Annotated in this window: 20 protein-coding genes; 4 read left to right on the plus strand and 16 right to left on the minus strand. The window is 62.2% G+C overall.

Annotated features, from left to right (window positions below; translation table 11 throughout):
* The first annotated feature begins 54 nt into the window (after window positions 1-54).
* From R4P64_RS17380 to R4P64_RS17390, 3 genes are read left to right on the plus strand one after another with little or no spacing between them, the layout of a single operon-like run.
* A complete protein-coding gene (locus tag R4P64_RS17380) occupies window positions 55-411 on the plus strand; it encodes a hypothetical protein (RefSeq protein ID WP_317821936.1) in 357 nt (118 codons plus the stop codon).
* A gap of 43 nt (window positions 412-454) precedes the next feature.
* Window positions 455-1132 (plus strand): hypothetical protein, encoded by a 678-nt coding sequence (locus R4P64_RS17385; protein WP_317821938.1) that lies wholly within the window; start codon window positions 455-457, stop codon window positions 1130-1132.
* A 50-nt stretch (window positions 1133-1182) separates the two neighbouring features.
* Window positions 1183-1383, plus strand: coding sequence for a hypothetical protein (locus R4P64_RS17390; RefSeq protein WP_147307779.1), 201 nt, complete (start codon window positions 1183-1185; stop codon window positions 1381-1383).
* Between the two features lie 73 nt (window positions 1384-1456).
* Here R4P64_RS17390 and R4P64_RS17395 read toward each other — a convergent pair whose 3' ends face one another.
* From R4P64_RS17395 to secG, 6 genes are all read right to left on the minus strand, one after another.
* Complete coding sequence (locus R4P64_RS17395; RefSeq protein ID WP_165826287.1) at window positions 1457-1624, minus strand: hypothetical protein; 168 nt, start codon at window positions 1622-1624, stop codon at window positions 1457-1459.
* Window positions 1625-1686: 62 nt separating this feature from the next.
* Window positions 1687-1830 carry a hypothetical protein gene (locus R4P64_RS17400; protein ID WP_165826289.1) on the minus strand — a complete coding sequence of 48 codons (144 nt, stop codon included), beginning with the start codon at window positions 1828-1830 and terminating at the stop codon, window positions 1687-1689.
* 44 nt (window positions 1831-1874) lie between these two features.
* The gene (locus tag R4P64_RS17405) at window positions 1875-2018 is read right to left on the minus strand and encodes a hypothetical protein (RefSeq protein ID WP_165826291.1); all 144 of its coding nucleotides are present in this window, start codon (window positions 2016-2018) and stop codon (window positions 1875-1877) included.
* 350 nt (window positions 2019-2368) lie between these two features.
* Entirely contained in the window at window positions 2369-3628 is a 1260-nt protein-coding gene (locus R4P64_RS17410) for a PucR family transcriptional regulator (protein WP_033232125.1), read from the minus strand.
* Between the two features lie 274 nt (window positions 3629-3902).
* Complete coding sequence (gene ppc / locus R4P64_RS17415; protein WP_317821943.1) at window positions 3903-6683, minus strand: phosphoenolpyruvate carboxylase; 2781 nt, start codon at window positions 6681-6683, stop codon at window positions 3903-3905.
* A gap of 74 nt (window positions 6684-6757) precedes the next feature.
* Complete coding sequence (gene secG / locus R4P64_RS17420; RefSeq protein ID WP_033232127.1) at window positions 6758-6991, minus strand: preprotein translocase subunit SecG; 234 nt, start codon at window positions 6989-6991, stop codon at window positions 6758-6760.
* Window positions 6992-7177: 186 nt separating this feature from the next.
* Between secG and R4P64_RS17425 the strand changes: the two genes are divergently transcribed.
* Window positions 7178-7960: a tyrosine-protein phosphatase gene (locus R4P64_RS17425; protein WP_317821945.1), complete on the plus strand. Its 783-nt coding sequence runs from the start codon at window positions 7178-7180 to the stop codon at window positions 7958-7960.
* 66 nt (window positions 7961-8026) lie between these two features.
* On the opposite strand, the gene tpiA is transcribed toward R4P64_RS17425, so the two are convergent.
* The 10 genes from tpiA to R4P64_RS17475 all read right to left on the minus strand — a co-directional run bounded on the left by tpiA (window position 8027) and on the right by R4P64_RS17475 (window position 18631).
* Window positions 8027-8815, minus strand: a complete 789-nt coding sequence (gene tpiA / locus R4P64_RS17430) for a triose-phosphate isomerase (protein WP_317821947.1) — start codon at window positions 8813-8815, stop codon at window positions 8027-8029.
* A 6-nt stretch (window positions 8816-8821) separates the two neighbouring features.
* Complete coding sequence (locus tag R4P64_RS17435; protein ID WP_033232130.1) at window positions 8822-10033, minus strand: phosphoglycerate kinase; 1212 nt, start codon at window positions 10031-10033, stop codon at window positions 8822-8824.
* A gap of 17 nt (window positions 10034-10050) precedes the next feature.
* Window positions 10051-11070 (minus strand): type I glyceraldehyde-3-phosphate dehydrogenase, encoded by a 1020-nt coding sequence (gap, locus tag R4P64_RS17440; protein WP_033232131.1) that lies wholly within the window; start codon window positions 11068-11070, stop codon window positions 10051-10053.
* A gap of 168 nt (window positions 11071-11238) precedes the next feature.
* Window positions 11239-12216, minus strand: coding sequence for a DNA-binding protein WhiA (whiA, locus tag R4P64_RS17445; protein ID WP_172935629.1), 978 nt, complete (start codon window positions 12214-12216; stop codon window positions 11239-11241).
* On the minus strand, window positions 12213-13268 hold the full coding sequence (locus tag R4P64_RS17450; RefSeq protein ID WP_092808066.1) for a uridine diphosphate-N-acetylglucosamine-binding protein YvcK: 1056 nt from the start codon (window positions 13266-13268) through the stop codon (window positions 12213-12215). Before R4P64_RS17450 ends, whiA begins: the two co-directional genes overlap by 4 nt.
* A complete protein-coding gene (rapZ, locus tag R4P64_RS17455; protein WP_033232134.1) occupies window positions 13265-14164 on the minus strand; it encodes an RNase adapter RapZ in 900 nt (299 codons plus the stop codon). The genes R4P64_RS17450 and rapZ overlap by 4 nt, the downstream gene beginning before the upstream one ends.
* Window positions 14161-16323, minus strand: coding sequence for an excinuclease ABC subunit UvrC (uvrC, locus tag R4P64_RS17460; protein WP_092808068.1), 2163 nt, complete (start codon window positions 16321-16323; stop codon window positions 14161-14163). The genes rapZ and uvrC overlap by 4 nt, the downstream gene beginning before the upstream one ends.
* A 75-nt stretch (window positions 16324-16398) precedes the next feature.
* Entirely contained in the window at window positions 16399-16866 is a 468-nt protein-coding gene (locus R4P64_RS17465) for a PH domain-containing protein (protein ID WP_033232135.1), read from the minus strand.
* A complete protein-coding gene (ribH, locus tag R4P64_RS17470) occupies window positions 16863-17360 on the minus strand; it encodes a 6,7-dimethyl-8-ribityllumazine synthase (protein ID WP_033232136.1) in 498 nt (165 codons plus the stop codon). The genes R4P64_RS17465 and ribH overlap by 4 nt, the downstream gene beginning before the upstream one ends.
* Complete coding sequence (locus tag R4P64_RS17475; protein WP_033232137.1) at window positions 17357-18631, minus strand: bifunctional 3,4-dihydroxy-2-butanone-4-phosphate synthase/GTP cyclohydrolase II; 1275 nt, start codon at window positions 18629-18631, stop codon at window positions 17357-17359. Before R4P64_RS17475 ends, ribH begins: the two co-directional genes overlap by 4 nt.
* Window positions 18632-18720: the final 89 nt, after the last annotated feature.

An 18720-nucleotide genomic window follows, 5' to 3' on the forward strand; every position in this document is an offset into this window, starting at 1 on the left:
ACCTGGCACTTACTCGCGGCGTTCAATCAAGCCACCAAAAGCTAAAGTCAATGTATGACAAGGCTTTCGGTAGCAAAGTGGCTGAGCATAGCGGCGCTGTTCACAACGGGCCTGGCTGGATGCGGCGCTCCGTCCGAACCATCACCGGAGAAGGTTGAAATCGGCACCGCCTACAGCTACAAGATGTACACCCACTGCGGTGCGCGAGAAGCCAAGTTCGCCGGCGAATACTGGGAAGCGGTCAACACTGATGCTCGGCAAAACAACTCGCCCTCCGGTTGGGACGACCCGTACCAGAAGGGCACTATGACCCGGTTATCTGAAACCGCCGCTGTTTTCGAAGCTGGCGGGAGCGAGAAGCGCTATCTATTACGACCGGGCGCCACAACTTTCCAACAAGTCTGCTCCTGATCGCACTCACGCAGCGCCGCGACGACGCATGGAGAATCGCAGTATGCCCCCACGCCTAGGTTGGATCGGCGATTCGTTGCCCGATAGCGCGACATGGCTCGCGCCCTACCCGTACCCCGACGCAGGACCGACGGGTCACTGGTTAGCCGACCGTTACCCGCATGTTCTGCGGATCCTGCACCCGGCCTATATCCATGACGACGGCGAGCCTCGAGCGGTGACATGGTCCCAGGTCGCCACTGCCGTGGGCGCAGAGATGATTGTCGGGACGCAGTTTTCCGAGATCGTCGGAGCGTGGTTTCCCAATAGTGTCGGACGCCCGGATCCGTGCGCGACAATCGAGGGCATCTTCGACACTGAACCGGAAATGGGGTCACTGCCGCCTGAGTTGATCGATGTCGTCTACGACCACTTCGACGACGTGCAATCGGGACTGTTCTGGGATGGGTGGGGCAAGTTCCTCGACGAACCGATCCGCGGTTGTGCTCGCGTCTCGGAAGGCCTACAAGGGTGGAACTACCAGGTAGTCACGACAACCCGGTCCCCCGCACAACGCGCCACACGGACGCGCACCCCGAACTTTTGGTGGCCCGCGGACCAAACCTGGTGCGGCGCAACCGGGATCGATGAGATGGACACGCTTGTCGTGTCCGCCGACCTCGCCCGGCTCAAATCCGTCCACGCGAACCCAGGTCTCGAAACACAGTTGTATTCACGCTGACAAACCGCGCACCATTGCATCTGCCAACCCCGGTGGCGCACAGTGAAGTAGTGGAGAATTCGCAGCATCGACACGCGGCACATCCGGAACGCACACCGGCTTACGGCGTCGTGATGATCATCGTGGCTCTGGCTGCGGCGATTACCGTCAGTTTTGTCGGTCCGACATGGTTGCGGATTGCGGTGTACGTCTTGGCAGGTGCCGCGATTGCAGTCGGGTTCGTTTTTACGCTGCGAGACTACTCGAACTGAACTGCTCCCCGAATGTCAGAACTGAACTTGTCAGTCCGAGATTCGGGGAGCAGTTCACGCAGAACGATGGCTGCTATGCGGCGCTGCCCATGCTCGCTGAGTCGAAGCTGCCGAGCCCGGTGCTACCGAGACCGCTGCTCCCGACACCGCCCAGTGCGAGCGCATTGCTGCTGCCTGCGCTGAAAAGCTGGACAATTATGTTGATCACGACGGGGTCACCGGTGAGCGGAATTGTAGGCACAGGAAGACCTGCTTTCTGTTTCGCGGGTGGATACGAATGTGCGTGGGAGACAGTGAGGTCTGTCAAAGTCCGCCGACACTACTGAATTCAATGCTTCCGGCACTGCCGAACGAGACGATCGGGCCGGCACTGCCGAAACCGAGTGCGCTGGCAAGAGAGCCGAAGTCGATGACCAGGCTGCCCTGGGTGTACGGCGAGTTGATCACGATGATTCCTGTCTGCGACGTTACGGTGCGAGCGGGTAGATCGATCAGGGCACGGGCGTCGTGGGATCTTCGCCGCCGCCCGGGAGCGGAGCGTTATTGGTAAAGAGAAAGCTGCTGCCCGCGTTGAACATCTGCAGGACGGTGTTCATGACGACGGCCAAAGCGCCGGTCGTTGGTGAGGCGATCATGTATTACTCCTGGCCTAAGCGGGGTGGCGGTGTGGTCACCCCCTCAGATCGTGGGGGCGAGAAACGTGCCCCTGTGCGAAGGATCTCGCACAGGGGCACGAAATGCGTCCCTAGGCGACGCCGCCGCCGTTCGTCGAGCCAGTTCCGGTGCTGCCTGCGTTGAACAGCTGCAGGATCGTGTCGAAGAAGGCACCGAGGAGGGCGTTTTCCTGGCCGTTGATCATGTCTTTCCCCTTTTTCGTTACTGGTCTGCGCGGTGATTCGCGCCACATTTTTATATCCCGGCTGTCTACTGAAAAGTGGGGTCCAGCCATCAAAAGTGGGTTGTTACCAGTGAGTTATGTGAGGTTTCACAATTTCACTGGACGGATGTCCACGTCGGTGCTGACAAAGGTCAGTGCGATCATCGCCGCACGCAGTTTAAGCAGCTCAGAGGGCAAAGTCGGGTCTAATCCGGTGAGGTGTGCAATGCGCTTGATCCGGTTGTCGACAGTGTTCGTGTGCAGGCCCAACGCTGACGCGGTGCGCTGCCGGTGCTGGTCGTTCGACAAGTGCACGGACAGCGTCTGCAACAGTTCAGGGTTGCTGTCGAGCGGCCTGAGTAGGCCGATCAGGCTGTCGCGCGCTGGGCCAGTCCGGGTCAATTGATACTCGAGCGCGAGGTCCTCCATCCGGTATGACTGCGCCGGCAGCCCGAGCCTCCGGACGAGGTGGACCAACTCGCGGGTGGTCGCCTGGGCCGCTGGGAGATCCTCGAGTGCGGCATTCTCGCCGACTGCCGTGATCTGCACCCCGATCTTGGCCGTCGCCTGACGCACAACTTGGCACACCAACCCCCAGTGTGGTGTGCCCTCGATGAGGACCAGGCCGCGTTGCGGCGCCGGGGCTTCGAGCAACTTGGCTCCGAAGTGGGCAGCGACCTTGGCTTGTGCCGCGGCGAGATCACGGTATGCCTGCAGTCGCTGATGCGCGCCGTCCCTGGCCCCCGGCCGGGGTTTCGGTAGGTTCACGAGGAGCCGCAGAACGAGATAGCGGGGTGCGAGCTCGATACCCAACTGCAACGCAAGATCAGTGGGATCGTCTCCATCCAACATGGCTTTGACGAGGGCGCCGGCGGAGCTTCCCTCGAGCTGGGCGCCGGCAGGGATCGCCGCCAGATAGCTGACCGAGATGAATGAATGAAGGCGCTGCGCGACTGTGAACAGGAGGTGGTTGAGCTCCTTGAGGTTGGCAGAGTCCTCGACGCCCGCTCTGCTGAGGATAAGGTTCCGAATGACGCTGATGGCCTCGTCTGTTACGGCAAGGATGGCACTGAGCGGGACACCCTGGCGGGCCTGCCGGACGGTCAGGGTGTGAATACTGTCCAGGTCGCGGTCGGTCGGCAGCTTCCTGTGGTCCATGAGTTGGATCGCCAGTTGCAACCCCTGCGCGGTCACCGCAACCAAATCCTCCTGAACGGATTCCAGGTTGAGGGTTTTGAAGGTTGCGTTGGCGCGGGAGAAGTTCTTCACAAGTTCGGCCGCCAGCGGGACGAAGTCGCGGACCGCAGTGGAGGCGGGTTCGCCTCCGAGCATCAGCGGCCCCGAGGTATTCAACAGCGCAGTGGACATCGTAGACAAGCCTCCTCGAGACAAGAGTGTCGCGCGGCGCGATGGCCGGCGGCTCGACGCGTCAGGGAATGAGAAACCCGCCGCGGTGCCCGAATTGAGGACTTTAGCCGCTTGCGTCTGCCGTTCCCGATTACGTCAGGCGATGTGATGTCTACCACATGAACGGTCGTCCAATTGTCAAATGAGACAATTTGGATTTCTGGTCGGTCGGCATGACATGGTCACGCCGACCGACTACACCGGAGGCTCCCGGCGTGGGCAAAATGACCGCTATTTAGCCGCTGTTCCGCAGCGCCGTGGCCAGGCCGTTCATCGTCAGCTGAATACCGCGCCGGACCTGGTCACTCTCGTCACCTGATCGATATCGCCTGATCAACTCGACCTGCAAGTGATTGAGCGGTTCGAGATACGGGAAACGGTTGTGGACGGAACGTTCCAGGCCTGAATTGTCAGCAAACAAATCGTCGTAGCCGGTGATCTCCTTGTACATCCGAACGGTTCGCGCATGCTCGTCGGTGATCATGCCGAAGACTCGATCACGCAGTTCTACGTCGGGAACCAACTCCGCGTAGCGGGCCGCCAAGCCCATGTCGGATTTCGACATCACCATCGCCATGTTCGAGAGCACAGTCCGGAAGAACGGCCACTTCTCGTACAAACGCGTCAGCGTCGCCAAACGCTCCGGGTTGCCGTCGATCCATCGCTCGAAAGCCGCGCCTGTGCCGTACCAGCCTGGCAGCATGACGCGTGACTGACTCCAGGACAACACCCACGGAATCGCACGCAGATCGGAGATCGCCTTGGTCTGCTTACGCGAGGCGGGTCGGCTACCGATGTTGAGTGCGCCGATTTCTGCAACCGGCGTCGACGCCTCGAAGTACTGGACGAATCCCGGTGTGTCATGGACCAATTCGCTGTACGCGGTACGCGCCAGCGCAGCAAGCTCATCCAGAACGGTGTACGCCGCCTCGGCATCGGTTCCGAGTCCTTCGACGTCGAGCAACGTCGACTCCAACGTCGCAGCAATGAGCGTCTCGAGGTTGCGATGAGCCAACCGCGGTTCGGCGTACTTCGCTGCGATCACCTCACCTTGCTCGGTGATCCTCAGCGAACCTTCGACAGCTCCGGGAGGTTGCGCAAGAATTGCCTCGTAGCTGGGTCCACCACCACGCCCGACGGTTCCGCCGCGACCGTGGAAGAGCCGCAACCGGATTCCACTCTTCCGTGCGGCGTCGACCAGATCGAGTTCTGCGCGGTACAGCGCCCAATTGGCAGCCAGGTAGCCACCGTCCTTGTTGGAATCGGAGTACCCGAGCATCACTTCCTGACTGTTGCCGCGGGACGTCACGATGGCTCGGTAAATCGGAATGTCGAGCGTGGCAAGCAATGTTGCCGCGCCGCCCTGCAAGTCCTCGATCGTCTCGAACAGGGGAACAATGCCGATGGGGCATGACGGCTCACCGCCAACACCTGGATCGAGAACTCCTACCTCCTTGAGCAGGACCGCGGCCTCGAGCATGTCGCTCACGGAGCTGCACATGCTGATGATGTAGTTGGGAACGGCACCGGCGCCCAGAACTCGAACTGCCTTGGCACCGGCGTGCATGATCGCCAATTCCTTGGTCGTCAGTTCGGAGAACTCCGCATCCGGCGACGTCAGCGGCCGACGGGTGGTCAGTTCCGCCGAGAGCAGGTCGACTTTTTCCGATTCCGACAACGACGCATAGTCCGGCTGAACACCCGACCAGGCCAACAACTCGGCAACGACGCTCTCGTGAACTTCGGAGTTCTGCCGCATGTCCAGACCCGAGAGGTGAAACCCGAACACCTCCACGGCTTCTCGCAAACGTTCGAGGCGATCATCGGCGATCACCGCGTCACCGTTGCGGCGCAGTGACGTGTCGATGACAGCTAGATCGTGCTGAAGTTGCCCGGGTTCGAGGTATGCCTCCAGTCCGGAGTCGCCGCCGTGCGCGGGCATCTCCCCCAAGATGGAAAGTCCTGTGGCGGTGAGGCGTCCACGGATTCCCCGGATTGCGCGACGGTAGGGTTCGTCCGCCCGGAACACCGAATCGTCACCCGAGGTCGATGCCAGAAGATCCAATTCCGGTGTCACCGTGACCAACCGCGCCGACATCGACAGCTCACGCTCGAGATGTTCGAGTTCGGCGAGGTGATGCTCGATCGCCGTGGCTGCCGCTCGGGTCGTCGCGCGATGCACGATCTCCCCCGTCACATAGGGGTTACCGTCGCGGTCACCGCCGATCCAGGAACCCGGACGCAAGATCGGCTCACGCAGGAGATCTGCGTCGGGCCACCGGCTGCGAAGCGCCTTGCGCACTTCGGCGTTGATTTTGGGAATGACTTCGAACAGGGCCGCGTCGTAGTAACGCAATCCCACTTCGATCTCGTCCTGGATTCGTAGACGCGAGAGCCGGATCAGCGCGGTCTGCCAAAGAGTAAGAATCTGTCGACGCAAGTCCAGGTCGACGTCCGCGGTTTCCCCGACGCTCAATGCCGTGCGCTCGCGGTAGCGCATCAATTCGGTGATGCGAGACTGTGTCTCGAAGACCGTCCGTCGACGCGTTTCCGTGGGATGAGCTGTGATGACCGGTGAGACAAGGGCGCCGCGCAGTGCATCTTCGACAGTCGCGGAGTTGATGTCCGCACCGTCGAGTTTGCGGTAGGTAGCGGCCAGTGTGCTGTCACGCGGTGATTCGCCGGCATTGATGTGAATGGCGCGCCGACGCTCACGGTGGATGTCCTCGGCCAGGTTGGCGAGCAAGGCGAAGTGGCTGAACGCACGGATCACCGGGATAGCGTCTGCGGTGCTGACTCCAGCGAACAACGACACCAGTTCGGCGCGGTCAATTTCGGAACGGCGTACTCGGAACGATTCCACCCGGGCGCGTTCAACAAGATCGAATACGGTGTCGCCGGCCTGTTCGCGAACAATCTGCCCCAGGATCCCGCCGAGAAGCCGAATGTCCTCACGCAGTGGCTCGGTGGCCTCGCGTGGTGTTTCACGATGCTGATTCGAGACGAATTCGGTCATCGTTCAATTATCAACTGAAACGCAGAACCCCGCTCGATGGCGGGGTTCTGTGTGAAATACGTGACGGGAGGCGATCAGGCGAACTTGATCTCCAAGCCGATGCCGACGATCGAAATGACCCAGATCAGAGCGGTGAAAACAGTCAATCTGTCGAGGTTCTTCTCGACCACTGTCGATCCGGACAGGCTGGACTGGACACCGCCGCCGAACAGGCTCGACAGACCGCCGCCCTTGGCCCGATGCAGCAGCACCAGCAGAATCAAGAGCAAGCTGGTGATGACCAGCAGGATATCCAAGAACAGTTCCATGTCTGTCTACGGCCACCAATCCAATAGGGACAACTACAACCGATAACACCATACAGGCGATCACAGCTATCCCGACCACATACCCGTGCGACAAGTTGTCTCGTTCGGTGGTACCGATCACAACTCCGAGTTTCCGGCCCGCTAGTTTCGAAGTGACGCGACGTTACCTTCGGAAGGCTTGTTCTGATGCACACCGACACCACTGGTCCCACAACACACAAAAGCACTCCGCGTCTCGCTTCCGTCCACAACTTCCGAGATGTCGCCGGAAACGGATACTCGACATCAAGCGGGACCACCATGCGGCGCGGTGTCTTCTACCGTGCCAACGTCCTCATCCCCACCGGGGCGGATCTGGCTGTTGTCGAATCGTTGGGCCTGACCGCCGTCTACGACGTTCGCTCCGAGGCCGAGGCTTCGGAAACCCCGGACACCATTCTCTCGGCAGCCAAGTACACACACATCCCGATCCTTCCGGGAACAATTCAGAACTCGGCTCTGGCAATCCGCACCGTCGACTCTGCGCAGGATTTCATGCGCGAACTCAATCGCAGTTTTGTGACCGACGACGCGACCCGCGCCGGGTTCTCCCAATTGCTTACCGCGCTCGCGACAACACCGGGACCCCAGTTGTTCCATTGCACCGCCGGAAAAGATCGCACGGGTTGGGCAGCAGCGTTGCTGCAGACGCTAGCAGGGGTTCCGCAGGAGACCATCGTCGACGATTACCTGCTCACCAACACCTACTCCGCGGCCTACGTCGACGCGGCTGCCGAGCGTATTGCTCAAACGGATGCGATCGGTCGGGCCGACGTGGTCCGTGTCATGTTGACGGTCGAGGAGAGTTACCTCGGCGCAGCCTTCGAGCAGGTGGGCGCCAGCTACAAGTCAATTGAGAACTATCTGCACGACGGACTCGGCCTCACCGCCGACACCATCGACGCACTCGGCTCAAAACTGGTTGCCTGAGAATGCAAAAACAGTGGGCGCGTAACCATTTCGGTTACGCGCCCACTGTTCTTTTCAGATCACATGCTAGCTAGGCAGTGGCCCGCCGGCTGCAATCGCAGACAAGGTGGCAAACTCGTCCGCCTTCAGTGACGCGCCGCCGACAAGTGCGCCGTCGACGTCGGCCTGGCCGACGATCTCTCCGACATTCTTGGAGCTGACGCTGCCGCCGTACAGGACTCGTACGCCTGCAGCCACGTCAGCGTCGGCGAGCTCGGCGACCGTGCCGCGAACCGCTGCGCACACTTCCTGAGCGTCCTCAGCAGAAGCGACTCGACCGGTGCCGATTGCCCAGACAGGCTCGTACGCGATGACGATCTTGGAGATCTCCTCCGCGCTCAAGCCGGCCAGAGAACCCTTGAGCTGCTCAACGTTGTAGGCGACGTGATTGCCTGCTTCGCGAATCTCGAGGCCCTCACCGATGCACACAATCGGTGTGAGGTCGTTCTTCAAGGCAGCCTTGGCCTTGGCGAGGACAAGCTCGTTGGTCTCACCGTGCAGGGTGCGACGCTCCGAGTGTCCGACCACGACGTAGGTGCATCCGAGCTTGGCCAGCATGGAGCCGCTGATCTCGCCGGTGAATGCACCGCTGTCCTGAGCGGAGACGTCCTGCGCGCCGTACGTGAGCAGGAGCTTGTCGCCCTCGATCAGCGTCTGGACGCTACGGATGTCGGTGAACGGCGGGATAACCGTGACGTCCACTTTGTCGAAGTACTTCGCAGGCAAGGAGAACGCGATCTTCTGCACCAGGGCGATGGCCTCGAGGTGGTTCAGATTCATCTTCCAGTTGCCGGCGATCAACGGGTTACGTGCCATGTCGGATCAGCCTTCCAGTACTGCGATGCCGGGAAGCTCTTTACCCTCGAGGTATTCGAGGGAAGCGCCGCCGCCGGTGGAAATGTGCGAGAAGCCTTCGTCCGGGATTCCGAGCTGGCGGACAGCCGCAGCAGAGTCGCCGCCGCCGACAACGCTGAACGCGCCCTTGGCGGTTGCTTCGACAATTGCCTCCGCAACACCGCGGGTGCCGGCTTCGAACTTCGGGAACTCGAACACGCCCATCGGGCCGTTCCAGAACACCGTCTTGGCTCCGGTCAGGATCGCGGCAAAGCGCTTGACCGACTCCGGTCCGATGTCCAGACCCATCCAGCCGTCGGGAATCTTGTCGAACGGAACGATCTTCGACTCGGCATCAGCCGAGAAGGAGTCCGCGACAACAACATCCTGAGGGATGTGAATGACGTCCGCGTACCGGTCGAGGAGGCTCTTGCAGGTCTCGATCATGGACTCTTCGCACAGCGAATTGCCCACGGACACACCCTGAGCCGCGAGGAACGTGTAGAACATTCCGCCGCCGATCACCAGTGTGTCGACCTTGGGTGCCAGTGCCTCGATGACGGCCAGCTTGTCCGAGACCTTGGAGCCACCGAGCACCACTGCGTACGGACGCGCCGCGTCCTGCGTGAGCTTGGCGAGCACCTCGACCTCGGCGCCGACGAGGTAACCCGCGTAGTGCGGGAGCAGCTTCGCGACGTCGAAGACCGACGCCTGCTTGCGGTGAACAACACCGAATCCGTCGGAGACGAATGCGCCGTCGTCACCGACCAGCTCGACGAGAGCTTTGGCGAGCTTGACCCGCTCGGCTTCGTCCTTGCTGGTCTCGCGAGGGTCGAAACGGATGTTCTCGAGCATCAGGACGTCACCGTCGGTGAGTCCTTCGGAACGAGCCAGCGCGTCCTGTCCCACGACGTCACCGGCGAGTTGCACGTTGCGACCGAGGATTTCGGCCAACTTTGCGGCAACCGGTGCGAGGGAGAACTTGGGATCGGGCTGACCGTCGGGGCGCCCGAGGTGCGCGGTCACGATGACCTTCGCTCCACCCTCGGCAAGTGCCCGCAAGGTGGGAGCGGACGCGACGATGCGGCCCGGGTCCGTGATTTCTCCGCCATCCAACGGGACGTTGAGGTCGGAACGCACCAGTACGGTGCGCCCCTCGACCCCAGCGTCCAGCAGATCCTTCAGCGTCTGAACTGCCACTGTTATCGAAACTCCGCTCAGAGTGACTTGGCGACGAGGCCGATGAGGTCGGCGAGGCGGTTGGAGTAGCCCCACTCGTTGTCGTACCAGGAAACGATCTTGACCTGGTCGTCGATGACCTTCGTCAGACCCGAGTCGAAGATCGACGAGTGCGGGTCGGTGACGATGTCCGACGAGACGATCGGTGCGTCGGTGTACTTGAGGATGCCCTTGAGGGGGCCCTCGGCTGCAGCCTTCATCGCGGCGTTGATCTCGTCAGCGGTAGCCGACTTCTTCAGGTTCGCGGTGAGGTCGGTGACCGAACCCGTGGGGATCGGCACGCGCAGTGCGTAACCGTCGAGCTTGCCGAGCAGCTGCGGGAGAACCAGGCCGATTGCCTTGGCAGCGCCCGTGCCGGTCGGAACGATGTTGAGAGCGGCTGCGCGGGCGCGACGGAGGTCGCTGTGCGGCGCATCCTGAAGGTTCTGATCCTGCGTGTACGCGTGGATCGTGGTCATCAGACCCTTGACGATGCCGAACTCGTCATCGAGGACCTTGGCGATGGGGCCGAGGCAGTTGGTGGTGCACGAGGCGTTGGAGATGATGTTCTGGCTGCCGTCGTACTTGTCGTCGTTGACGCCCATGACGATGGTGATGTCTTCACCCTTGGCCGGAGCCGAGATGATGACCTTCTTCGCGCCGGCTTCGAGGTGTCCCTTGGCCTTTGCTGCGTCGGTGAAGATGCCGGTGGACTCGACGACGACGTCGACGCCCAGCTCGCCCCAGGGAAGCTCGTTCAACGGGCCGCGGTGTGCGAGGGCCTTGATGCGCTGATCGCCGACGACGATCGTGTCGTCACCGTCGAGCGACACGTCGTACGGCAAGCGGCCGAGGATGGAGTCGTACTTCAGCAGGTGAGCGAGCGTCGCGTTGTCAGTCAGGTCGTTGACTGCCACGATCTCGATATCGGTGGTTCCGAGCGCCTTCTGCGCATCCACCGCCCTGAAGAAGTTACGTCCGATACGGCCGAAACCGTTTACGCCAACCCGGACAGTCACAATTCGCTCCTTTGACCATGATTCTGGTGTGCAACTTGACCCACGCAGTTCCGAATCCGTGTGTGCACGACGCGGACGTGGGGTTCATCGGTCGATGTGACCCTTACCCTAATGTGCTTGGCTCCAGAGTGCGCAGCCCACCCTGAAGACCCCGCCGTCGAGGGACCATCATCCCTCTTCGAGTAGCTCCGAGTTGACTGCGGATTCAGTGTCCGGAATGCCGGTTTCCTTCGCCTTGCGATCGGCCATCGACAGCAGACGCCGGATACGCCCCGCGACAGCGTCCTTCGTCATCGGCGGGTCAGCGAGCTGTCCCAACTCCTCGAGCGACGCCTGGCGGTGTTCGACGCGCAGGGCACCTGCGGCAGCCAAATGATCCGGAACATCCTCACCGAGGATTTCCAGGGCCCGCTCGACGCGCGCGGCGGCCGCCACGGCAGCGCGAGCCGAGCGTCGCAGATTGGCGTCGTCGAAGTTCGCGAGCCGGTTGGCCGTTGCCCGCACTTCGCGGCGCATCCGACGCTCTTCCCAGACGAGCCGAGTGTCCTGAGCGCCCATCCGGGTCAGAAGGTCACCGATCGCCTCACCGTCGCGGATCACGACGCGATCCGTTCCACGCACTTCGCGGGCCTTCGCCGAGATCCCAAGACGGCGAGCAGCACCGACCAGCGCGAGTGCCGCTTCGGGCCCGGGGCAGCTCACTTCGAGCGCCGAGGACCGGCCTGGTTCGGTCAGGGAACCGTGCGCGAGAAAAGCTCCGCGCCAAGCTGCTTCGGCGTCACCGACGCTTCCGCCGACAACCTGAGCCGGCAGGCCGCGGACCGGCCGGCCACGCAGATCGAGAAGCCCGGTCTGGCGTGCGAGGGCTTCGCCTTCCTTGGCAACGCGCACGATGTAGCGGGCTGATTTTCGCAGCCCACCCGCACTCAACACGTGCACGTCGGCGCTGTAGGTGAAGAGATCGAAGATCTCGCGGCGTAGTCGACGCGCGGTGGATCCCAGATCCACCTCGGCCTCGACGACAACCCGGCCACCGACGATGTGGAGTCCGCCGGCAAATCGGAGCAGTGCGGAGACCTCAGCCTTTCGGCAGCTGACCTGAGTCACCACTAACCGGCTCAGTTCGTCCTTGACCTCCGCTGTCATTGCCACGAAGTGTTCTCCCTCTGTTCTGCTGTTGAATGATCGGTGCCGGCCCCATTGGCCGGTTCGAGAGTGCCTGTCCGCCCGGTCAGTTGGGCGAGGGCCTCGGCGAGTTTCACCGGATCGTGGATATGCGCCGAACCCGCCGCGGTATCGGCGACGTCCGCATATCGGACTTCGGCGTGAAATTGTTGCGCTGCCCGCGCCAGATGTTCACGTTCCCGTCCCGGCGGAACCGACGCAGAATCGACGACGACGTAGTCAACCCGGAAATCGGGCACATGCTGGGAGAGTACGTGCAGGTGACGCTCTGCCGAGAATCCGGCCGTCTCCCCAGGTTCCGGAGCAAGATTGAGAACGAGCACCTTTCGGGCTTCGGTGGACGAGAGAGCATCGACCAATTCCGGGACGAGCACGTGTGGGATGACACTGGAAAACCACGAGCCAGGTCCGAGCACCACGAGGTCAGCTCGTCCGATGGCAGCCACCGCGTCGGGACTCGCGGGCGGATTTGCCGGCAACAGACGCACGCGTCGCACCTTTCCCGGCGTGGTCGCTACTGCAACCTGACCGCGGATACACCGGCTGACTCGAGGGTCTTCTTCCAAACCCTGAACGTCGGCTTCGATGTCGAGCGCGATCGGCGACATGGGCAACACCCGTCCGCGCACCCGCAACAGTCGCGCCATCTCGTCGAGTGCCTGAACCGGGTCGCCGAGCACCTCGGTGAGGCCGGCCAGAATCAGGTTGCCCACCGAATGCCCGGCCAACGCGCCGACACCACCGAAACGGTGCTGGATGGTGCGCGTCCAGTCCCTGACATCGGGTTCGTCGGCAGCCAACGCCGCCAGCGCCATCCGAAGGTCACCAGGCGGGATCACACCGAGTTCGGCGCGCAAGCGACCGGACGAGCCGCCGTCGTCTGCGACAGTGACCACAGCAGTCACGTCGAAGGTGAGTCGGCGAACAGCTTGCAGGGTCGCAAACAGTCCGTGACCACCACCGAGAGCGACGACCGCGGGTCCCCGAAGATCCTGCCCCGTCGAACCGCTCATTCGCGGCCCAGATCTCGGTGCACGATGCTGACCGCGATGTCGGCCTCACTGCCCAACTTGCGTGCAAGAGCCTCGGACATGGCCACACTTCGATGTTTCCCACCGGTGCAACCCACAGCAATTGTCATGTAGCGCTTTCCTTCTCGACGATATCCGGCGATCGTCAGGTCGAGCAGATGCAGATAGGTGTCGAGGTAGTCTTCGGCGCCGTCCTGAGACAGGACGTAATCGCGAACGCCGGCCTCCTGGCCGGTGTGATCGCGGAGTTCGGGAATCCAATGCGGATTCGGCAGGAAACGCACGTCGCACACGAGATCGGCGTCGATGGGCAAACCGTATTTGAACCCGAACGACTGCACGGTGACCTTCATGGTTCGGTTCGCCTCGACCCCGAAAGCCGTTTCGATCTTCTGCCGCAATTGATGTGCCTTGAGCGCAGACGTGTCGATCACCAAGTCGGCGGCAGCCTTGACCACGGCCAACTGCCGACGCTCGGCGGCGATACCTTCTGCGAGTGTGCCGTCGACGCCCTCGTTCTGCAGCGGGTGGCTACGGCGAACCTGCTCGAACCGCCTGATCAGAACGTCGTCGGACGCCTCGAGATAGAGGACACGCGTGTGGATCGGCGCGGCTTCCAATTCCGTGAGGACCGAGCCGAGATCGCCGGTGAACAGTCGAGACCGCACGTCGATCACCACGGCAAGTCGGTCAACCGGTGGATCAGACGTCAGGCTCAATCCCACCATTCGCGAGATCAATTCGGGCGGTAGGTTGTCCGCTACATACCAGCCGAGGTCTTCGAGAACCTTGGCTGCAGTACTGAGTCCGGCGCCGGACAATCCCGTGACCAAGAGAAAGTCCATGGTTCGGCTGTCGTTTGCGCTGTCTGTGGTCACTCGGCACTCTGCCCCGTCGTCGATATGGATGGTTCGCTCGACACGGAGTCCGGTACCTGCCGAACCAGCTGATCCGACATTTCGAACTCCACGTCCTGTTTATCATCCCCTACCCCGCCCGGCAGCGCTTCCGCTCGGTTGACGGTCTGCGCAGGTTCGCCGCCCAAAGCGTCGAGTACGGCCCGCGCCGTAGCGGCACCGATGCCGGGGACCTCCATGATTTCCTCGACGGTCGCGGTCTTGAGTTTTGCCACGGAACCAAAATGGGACACGAGCGCGGTTCGGCGGGTCTCCCCCAGTCCCTTGACCGAATCGAGCACCGACGCCGTCATTCGACGCGAACGCTTGCTGCGGTGGAAGGTGATGGCAAAGCGGTGCGCTTCGTCGCGGATTCGTTGCAGCAAGTACAGCGATTCACTGGTCCGAGGCAGGATCACCGGATCCTCCTCGTTGGGCACCCACACTTCTTCGAGTCGTTTCGCGAGTCCGACGACGGCTACGTCGGTGACGCCGAGCTCGTCGAGCACGGCGGCGGCGGCATTGACCTGCGGCGCACCACCGTCAACCACAAACAGATTGGGCGGATAGGCAAAGCGTCGTGGCCGACCGGTCTGAGGATCGATCGCCGCTTCCGGCGCCAGGTCGCCGCCGTCCGCATCCATACCGGCGGCCGAATTGGCCAGGATTCCGAGGTCACGGTTGTGTCGGAGGAACCGTCGACGCGTGATCTCGGCGATGCTCGCGACGTCGTCCGAGTGCCCGTCGCCTGCGGCTTCCTTGATCGCGTAATGGCGGTAATCGGATTTGCGGGGCAAGCCGTCTTCGAACACGACGAGCGAGGCAACGACGTCGGTGCCCTGAACGTGACTGATGTCGACACACTCGATTCGCAGCGGCGCCGAGTCCAGATCGAGGGCTTCCTGGATACCTTGAAGCGCGGCCGATCGTGACGTGAAATCGCCCGCTCGCTTGAGTTTGTGTTGCGCCAGAGCTTCTTTCGCGTTGCGCTGCACGGTTTCGGCGAGATCCTTCTTGTCGCCGCGCTGCGGAACTCGCAGCTGAACCTGAGAACCACGAAGCGTACTGAGCCACACCTGGATCTCAGCGGCGTTGGGAGGAAGTACCGGAACCAGCACCTCGCGAGGAACGGCGCTCGAACCCGATTCCGGGTCGCTCCCCGGTTCGAGGGATGCCTGCTCGCCGTAGAACTGGGTCAGGAACTGCTCGACCAGAATCGGGAGGTCGGAGTCTGCGTCGAGAGCTGCCCAGTCGATGGCGTCGCCGGCCTTCTCCACTACCCAGCCGCGTTGACCCCGCACCCGACCGCCCCGCACGTGGAATACCTGGACCGCGGCCTCGAGGTCGTCAGTCGCAAACGCGACGAGGTCGGCATCGGTGCCGTCGCCGAGCACGACGGCCTGCTTTTCGAGCGCCTTGCGGAGGGCTCCGATATCGTCGCGCAGTCGCGCTGCGGTCTCGAAATCGAGGTCATCGGACGCCTGCTGCATTTTCTTCTCGAGGTCACGCACCAACTTGTCTGTGCGCCCGGCGAGGAAGTCGCAGAAGTCCTCGACGATCTGCCGGTGTTCCTCGGGGCTGACACGGCCCACACACGGCGCAGAACACTTGTCGATGTACCCGAGCAGACACGGTCTGCCGATCTGGTTGTGGCGCTTGAACACTCCGGCCGAACACGTACGGGCCGGGAACACCCGAAGTAATAGGTCGAGTGTTTCTCGGATGGCCCACGCGTGCGAGTACGGACCGAAGTACCTGACACCCTTGCGCCGTGGACCGCGGTAGACGAACAGCCGCGGAAACTCTTCGTTCAGCGTGACCGCAAGAACGGGATACGTCTTGTCGTCGCGATAGCGAACATTGAACCGCGGATCGAATTCCTTGATCCAGTTGTATTCGAGTTGTAGCGCTTCGACTTCGGTGCTGACGACCGTCCACTCGACACTGCCGGCCGTGGTCACCATCTGCCTGGTGCGGGGATGAAGCGTCGTGACGTCCGCGAAGTACGAGTTCAGACGCGAACGAAGGCTCTTGGCCTTGCCGACGTAGATGACCCGACCATGCGGATCACGAAATTTGTAGACGCCAGGCGCCACCGGGATTGTTCCGGTGGCGGGGCGATAAGTCGAAGGATCCGGCACAGTTCCACGTTAGTCGTCGCCACCGACCGATTCGGAAACACGCTGGTGGTGTCCGACGAATCGGCCTGGCGAACGTCAGTTGCTTTCGTGTGCTGCCGGGGCGTAGCGGTCAGCGATTTCGCGCAGCTTCACGACGGCGTCCACCGCGTATTCGCGGTCGTTGGACTGGATTGCCATGACCGGCATGTACTCGTCGTCCGGCAGTTCGATCCTGGCCCACGCGGCACCGTCAGGGAACGACAGGCCTTCGAACAGATCCCACTCGACGATCTTCTCGCCGAGAATGTTGCGAACCGCGATACCCCGTTGACCCGCTCGCACCCGCGGGCGGGTGAGCAGCAGAACACCACCGGCGAGAACACAGCCGATCGTGGCCATCGCAAGCTGATCGGCCGCGCGGAAGTACACGCCGGTCGATCCGCTTCGCAGCGAGACTGCCAGAGTGACGTGGACGATGACCAGGAGAGCCGCAACCCCGATCGCGTATCGCGTCGACTTGCGCGGTTTCGCGATCAGTTCCCAGTTGTCGTCAGGTGTGCTCATCGAAACGAATCCTCAGTCCATGGCTGTCGTAGGTGGCGCAAGGTGACCGCCGTGTCCAATGCTGCGGCACAGGCCTGCGCACCCTTGTCCTCGACACTACCGGGCAAACCGGAACGATCCAGGGCCTGCTGTTCGGTGTCGGTGGTCAGGACGCCGTTGCCGACCGGTGTGCTCTCGTCGAGAGAGACCCGCGTCAGACCAGCTGTCACCGCGTCACAGACGTACTCGAAATGCGGTGTACCACCGCGAATGACCACACCGAGCGCAACAACGGCATCGTGCGTCTTGGCCAACGCCTGTGCAACGACGGGCAGTTCGATGGCGCCGGCGACGCGGATCAACGTCACATCTTTGATCTGCGCCTCTGCGGCCACCCGCTGAGCACCCGCGATCAATGCTTCGGAGATCGTGGCGTGCCACTGCCCCGCAACGATCGCCAGTTTCAAGTCCTTCGCTTCGGCAATAGCCAGCTGGGGCTGTCCCTCACCGCTCATACCGCACCGTCCTGCTTGACGGCTTCCTGAGCGGCTTCGTACTCGTCGAGTCCGATCAAATCGTGGCCCATCCGGTCGCGCTTGGTGCGCAGGTACGTGAGGTTCTCGGCGTTGGCGCGCAGCGGCATCGGAACCCGGTCGGTGATCTGCAGTCCGTAACCGTCCAGGCCGACACGCTTGGCCGGGTTGTTCGTCAGCAGACGCATCGACGAGATGCCCAGATCTACGAGGATCTGCGCGCCGATGCCGTAGTCACGGGCGTCAGCGGGGAGCCCGAGTTCGAGATTGGCGTCGACCGTGTCTGAGCCGGCGTCCTGCAACTGGTACGCCTGCAGCTTGTGCATCAGGCCGATTCCGCGCCCCTCGTGTCCGCGCATGTACAGAACGACGCCGCGGCCTTCCTGCGCCACCATGTCCAGCGCGGCATCGAGCTGCGGACCACAATCGCAGCGCAGTGAGCCGAACACGTCACCGGTCAGGCACTCGGAGTGCACGCGCACGAGAACATCGCTGCCGTCACCGTCGGGGCCGGCGATGTCGCCGCGCACCAGCGCAACGTGTTCGACCTCGTCGTAGATGCTGGTGTAGCCGACTGCGGTGAACTCACCGTGACGCGTCGGGATACGGGCTTCGGCAATGCGGACGACGTGCTTTTCGTGCTTACGACGCCACGCGATGAGATCGGCAATCGAGATCAACGCCAGGTTGTGCTCGTCGGCGAACACGCGCAACTCGTCCGTCTGAGCCATTGCGCCTTCGTCCTTCTGACTGACGATTTCGCAGATGACACCGGCGGGACGAAGATCAGCCATGCGAGCCAAATCGACTGCGGCTTCGGTATGTCCGGGACGACGGAGAACTCCGCCTTCCTTCGCGCGCAGCGGTACTACGTGGCCGGGACGGGTGAAATCGTTGGCACCGGAGTTGGGATCAGCCAACAGGCGCATGGTCGCAGCGCGATCCGACGCCGAGATACCGGTGCCGATTCCCTCACGGGCGTCGACGGTCACCGTGTATGCAGTGCCGTGCTTGTCCTGATTGGTGGCGTACATCGGGGGCAGGCCCAGACGGTCGCAGTCGTTTCCGTCGAGCGGAACACAGAGATAACCGGACGTGTACCGAACCATGAACGCCACCAGTTCAGGAGTGGCTTTCTCTGCGGCGAAGATCAGGTCGCCCTCGTTCTCACGATCCTCGTCGTCCACAACGACAACAGCTTTACCTGCAGCGATATCTGCTACTGCGCGCTCGATACTGTCGAACCTGGTCACGTGCTCGCACTCCAAAGTCTTGACTACTAGTCATCATCGAAAACAACGAGTACATCCGATGTGGATGCACCGACAACCCTACTGGCCAA

Origin of the sequence: Rhodococcus sp. IEGM 1366, assembly GCF_033142425.1 — a bacterium.
Lineage (GTDB): Bacteria > Actinomycetota > Actinomycetes > Mycobacteriales > Mycobacteriaceae > Rhodococcus_F > Rhodococcus_F globerula.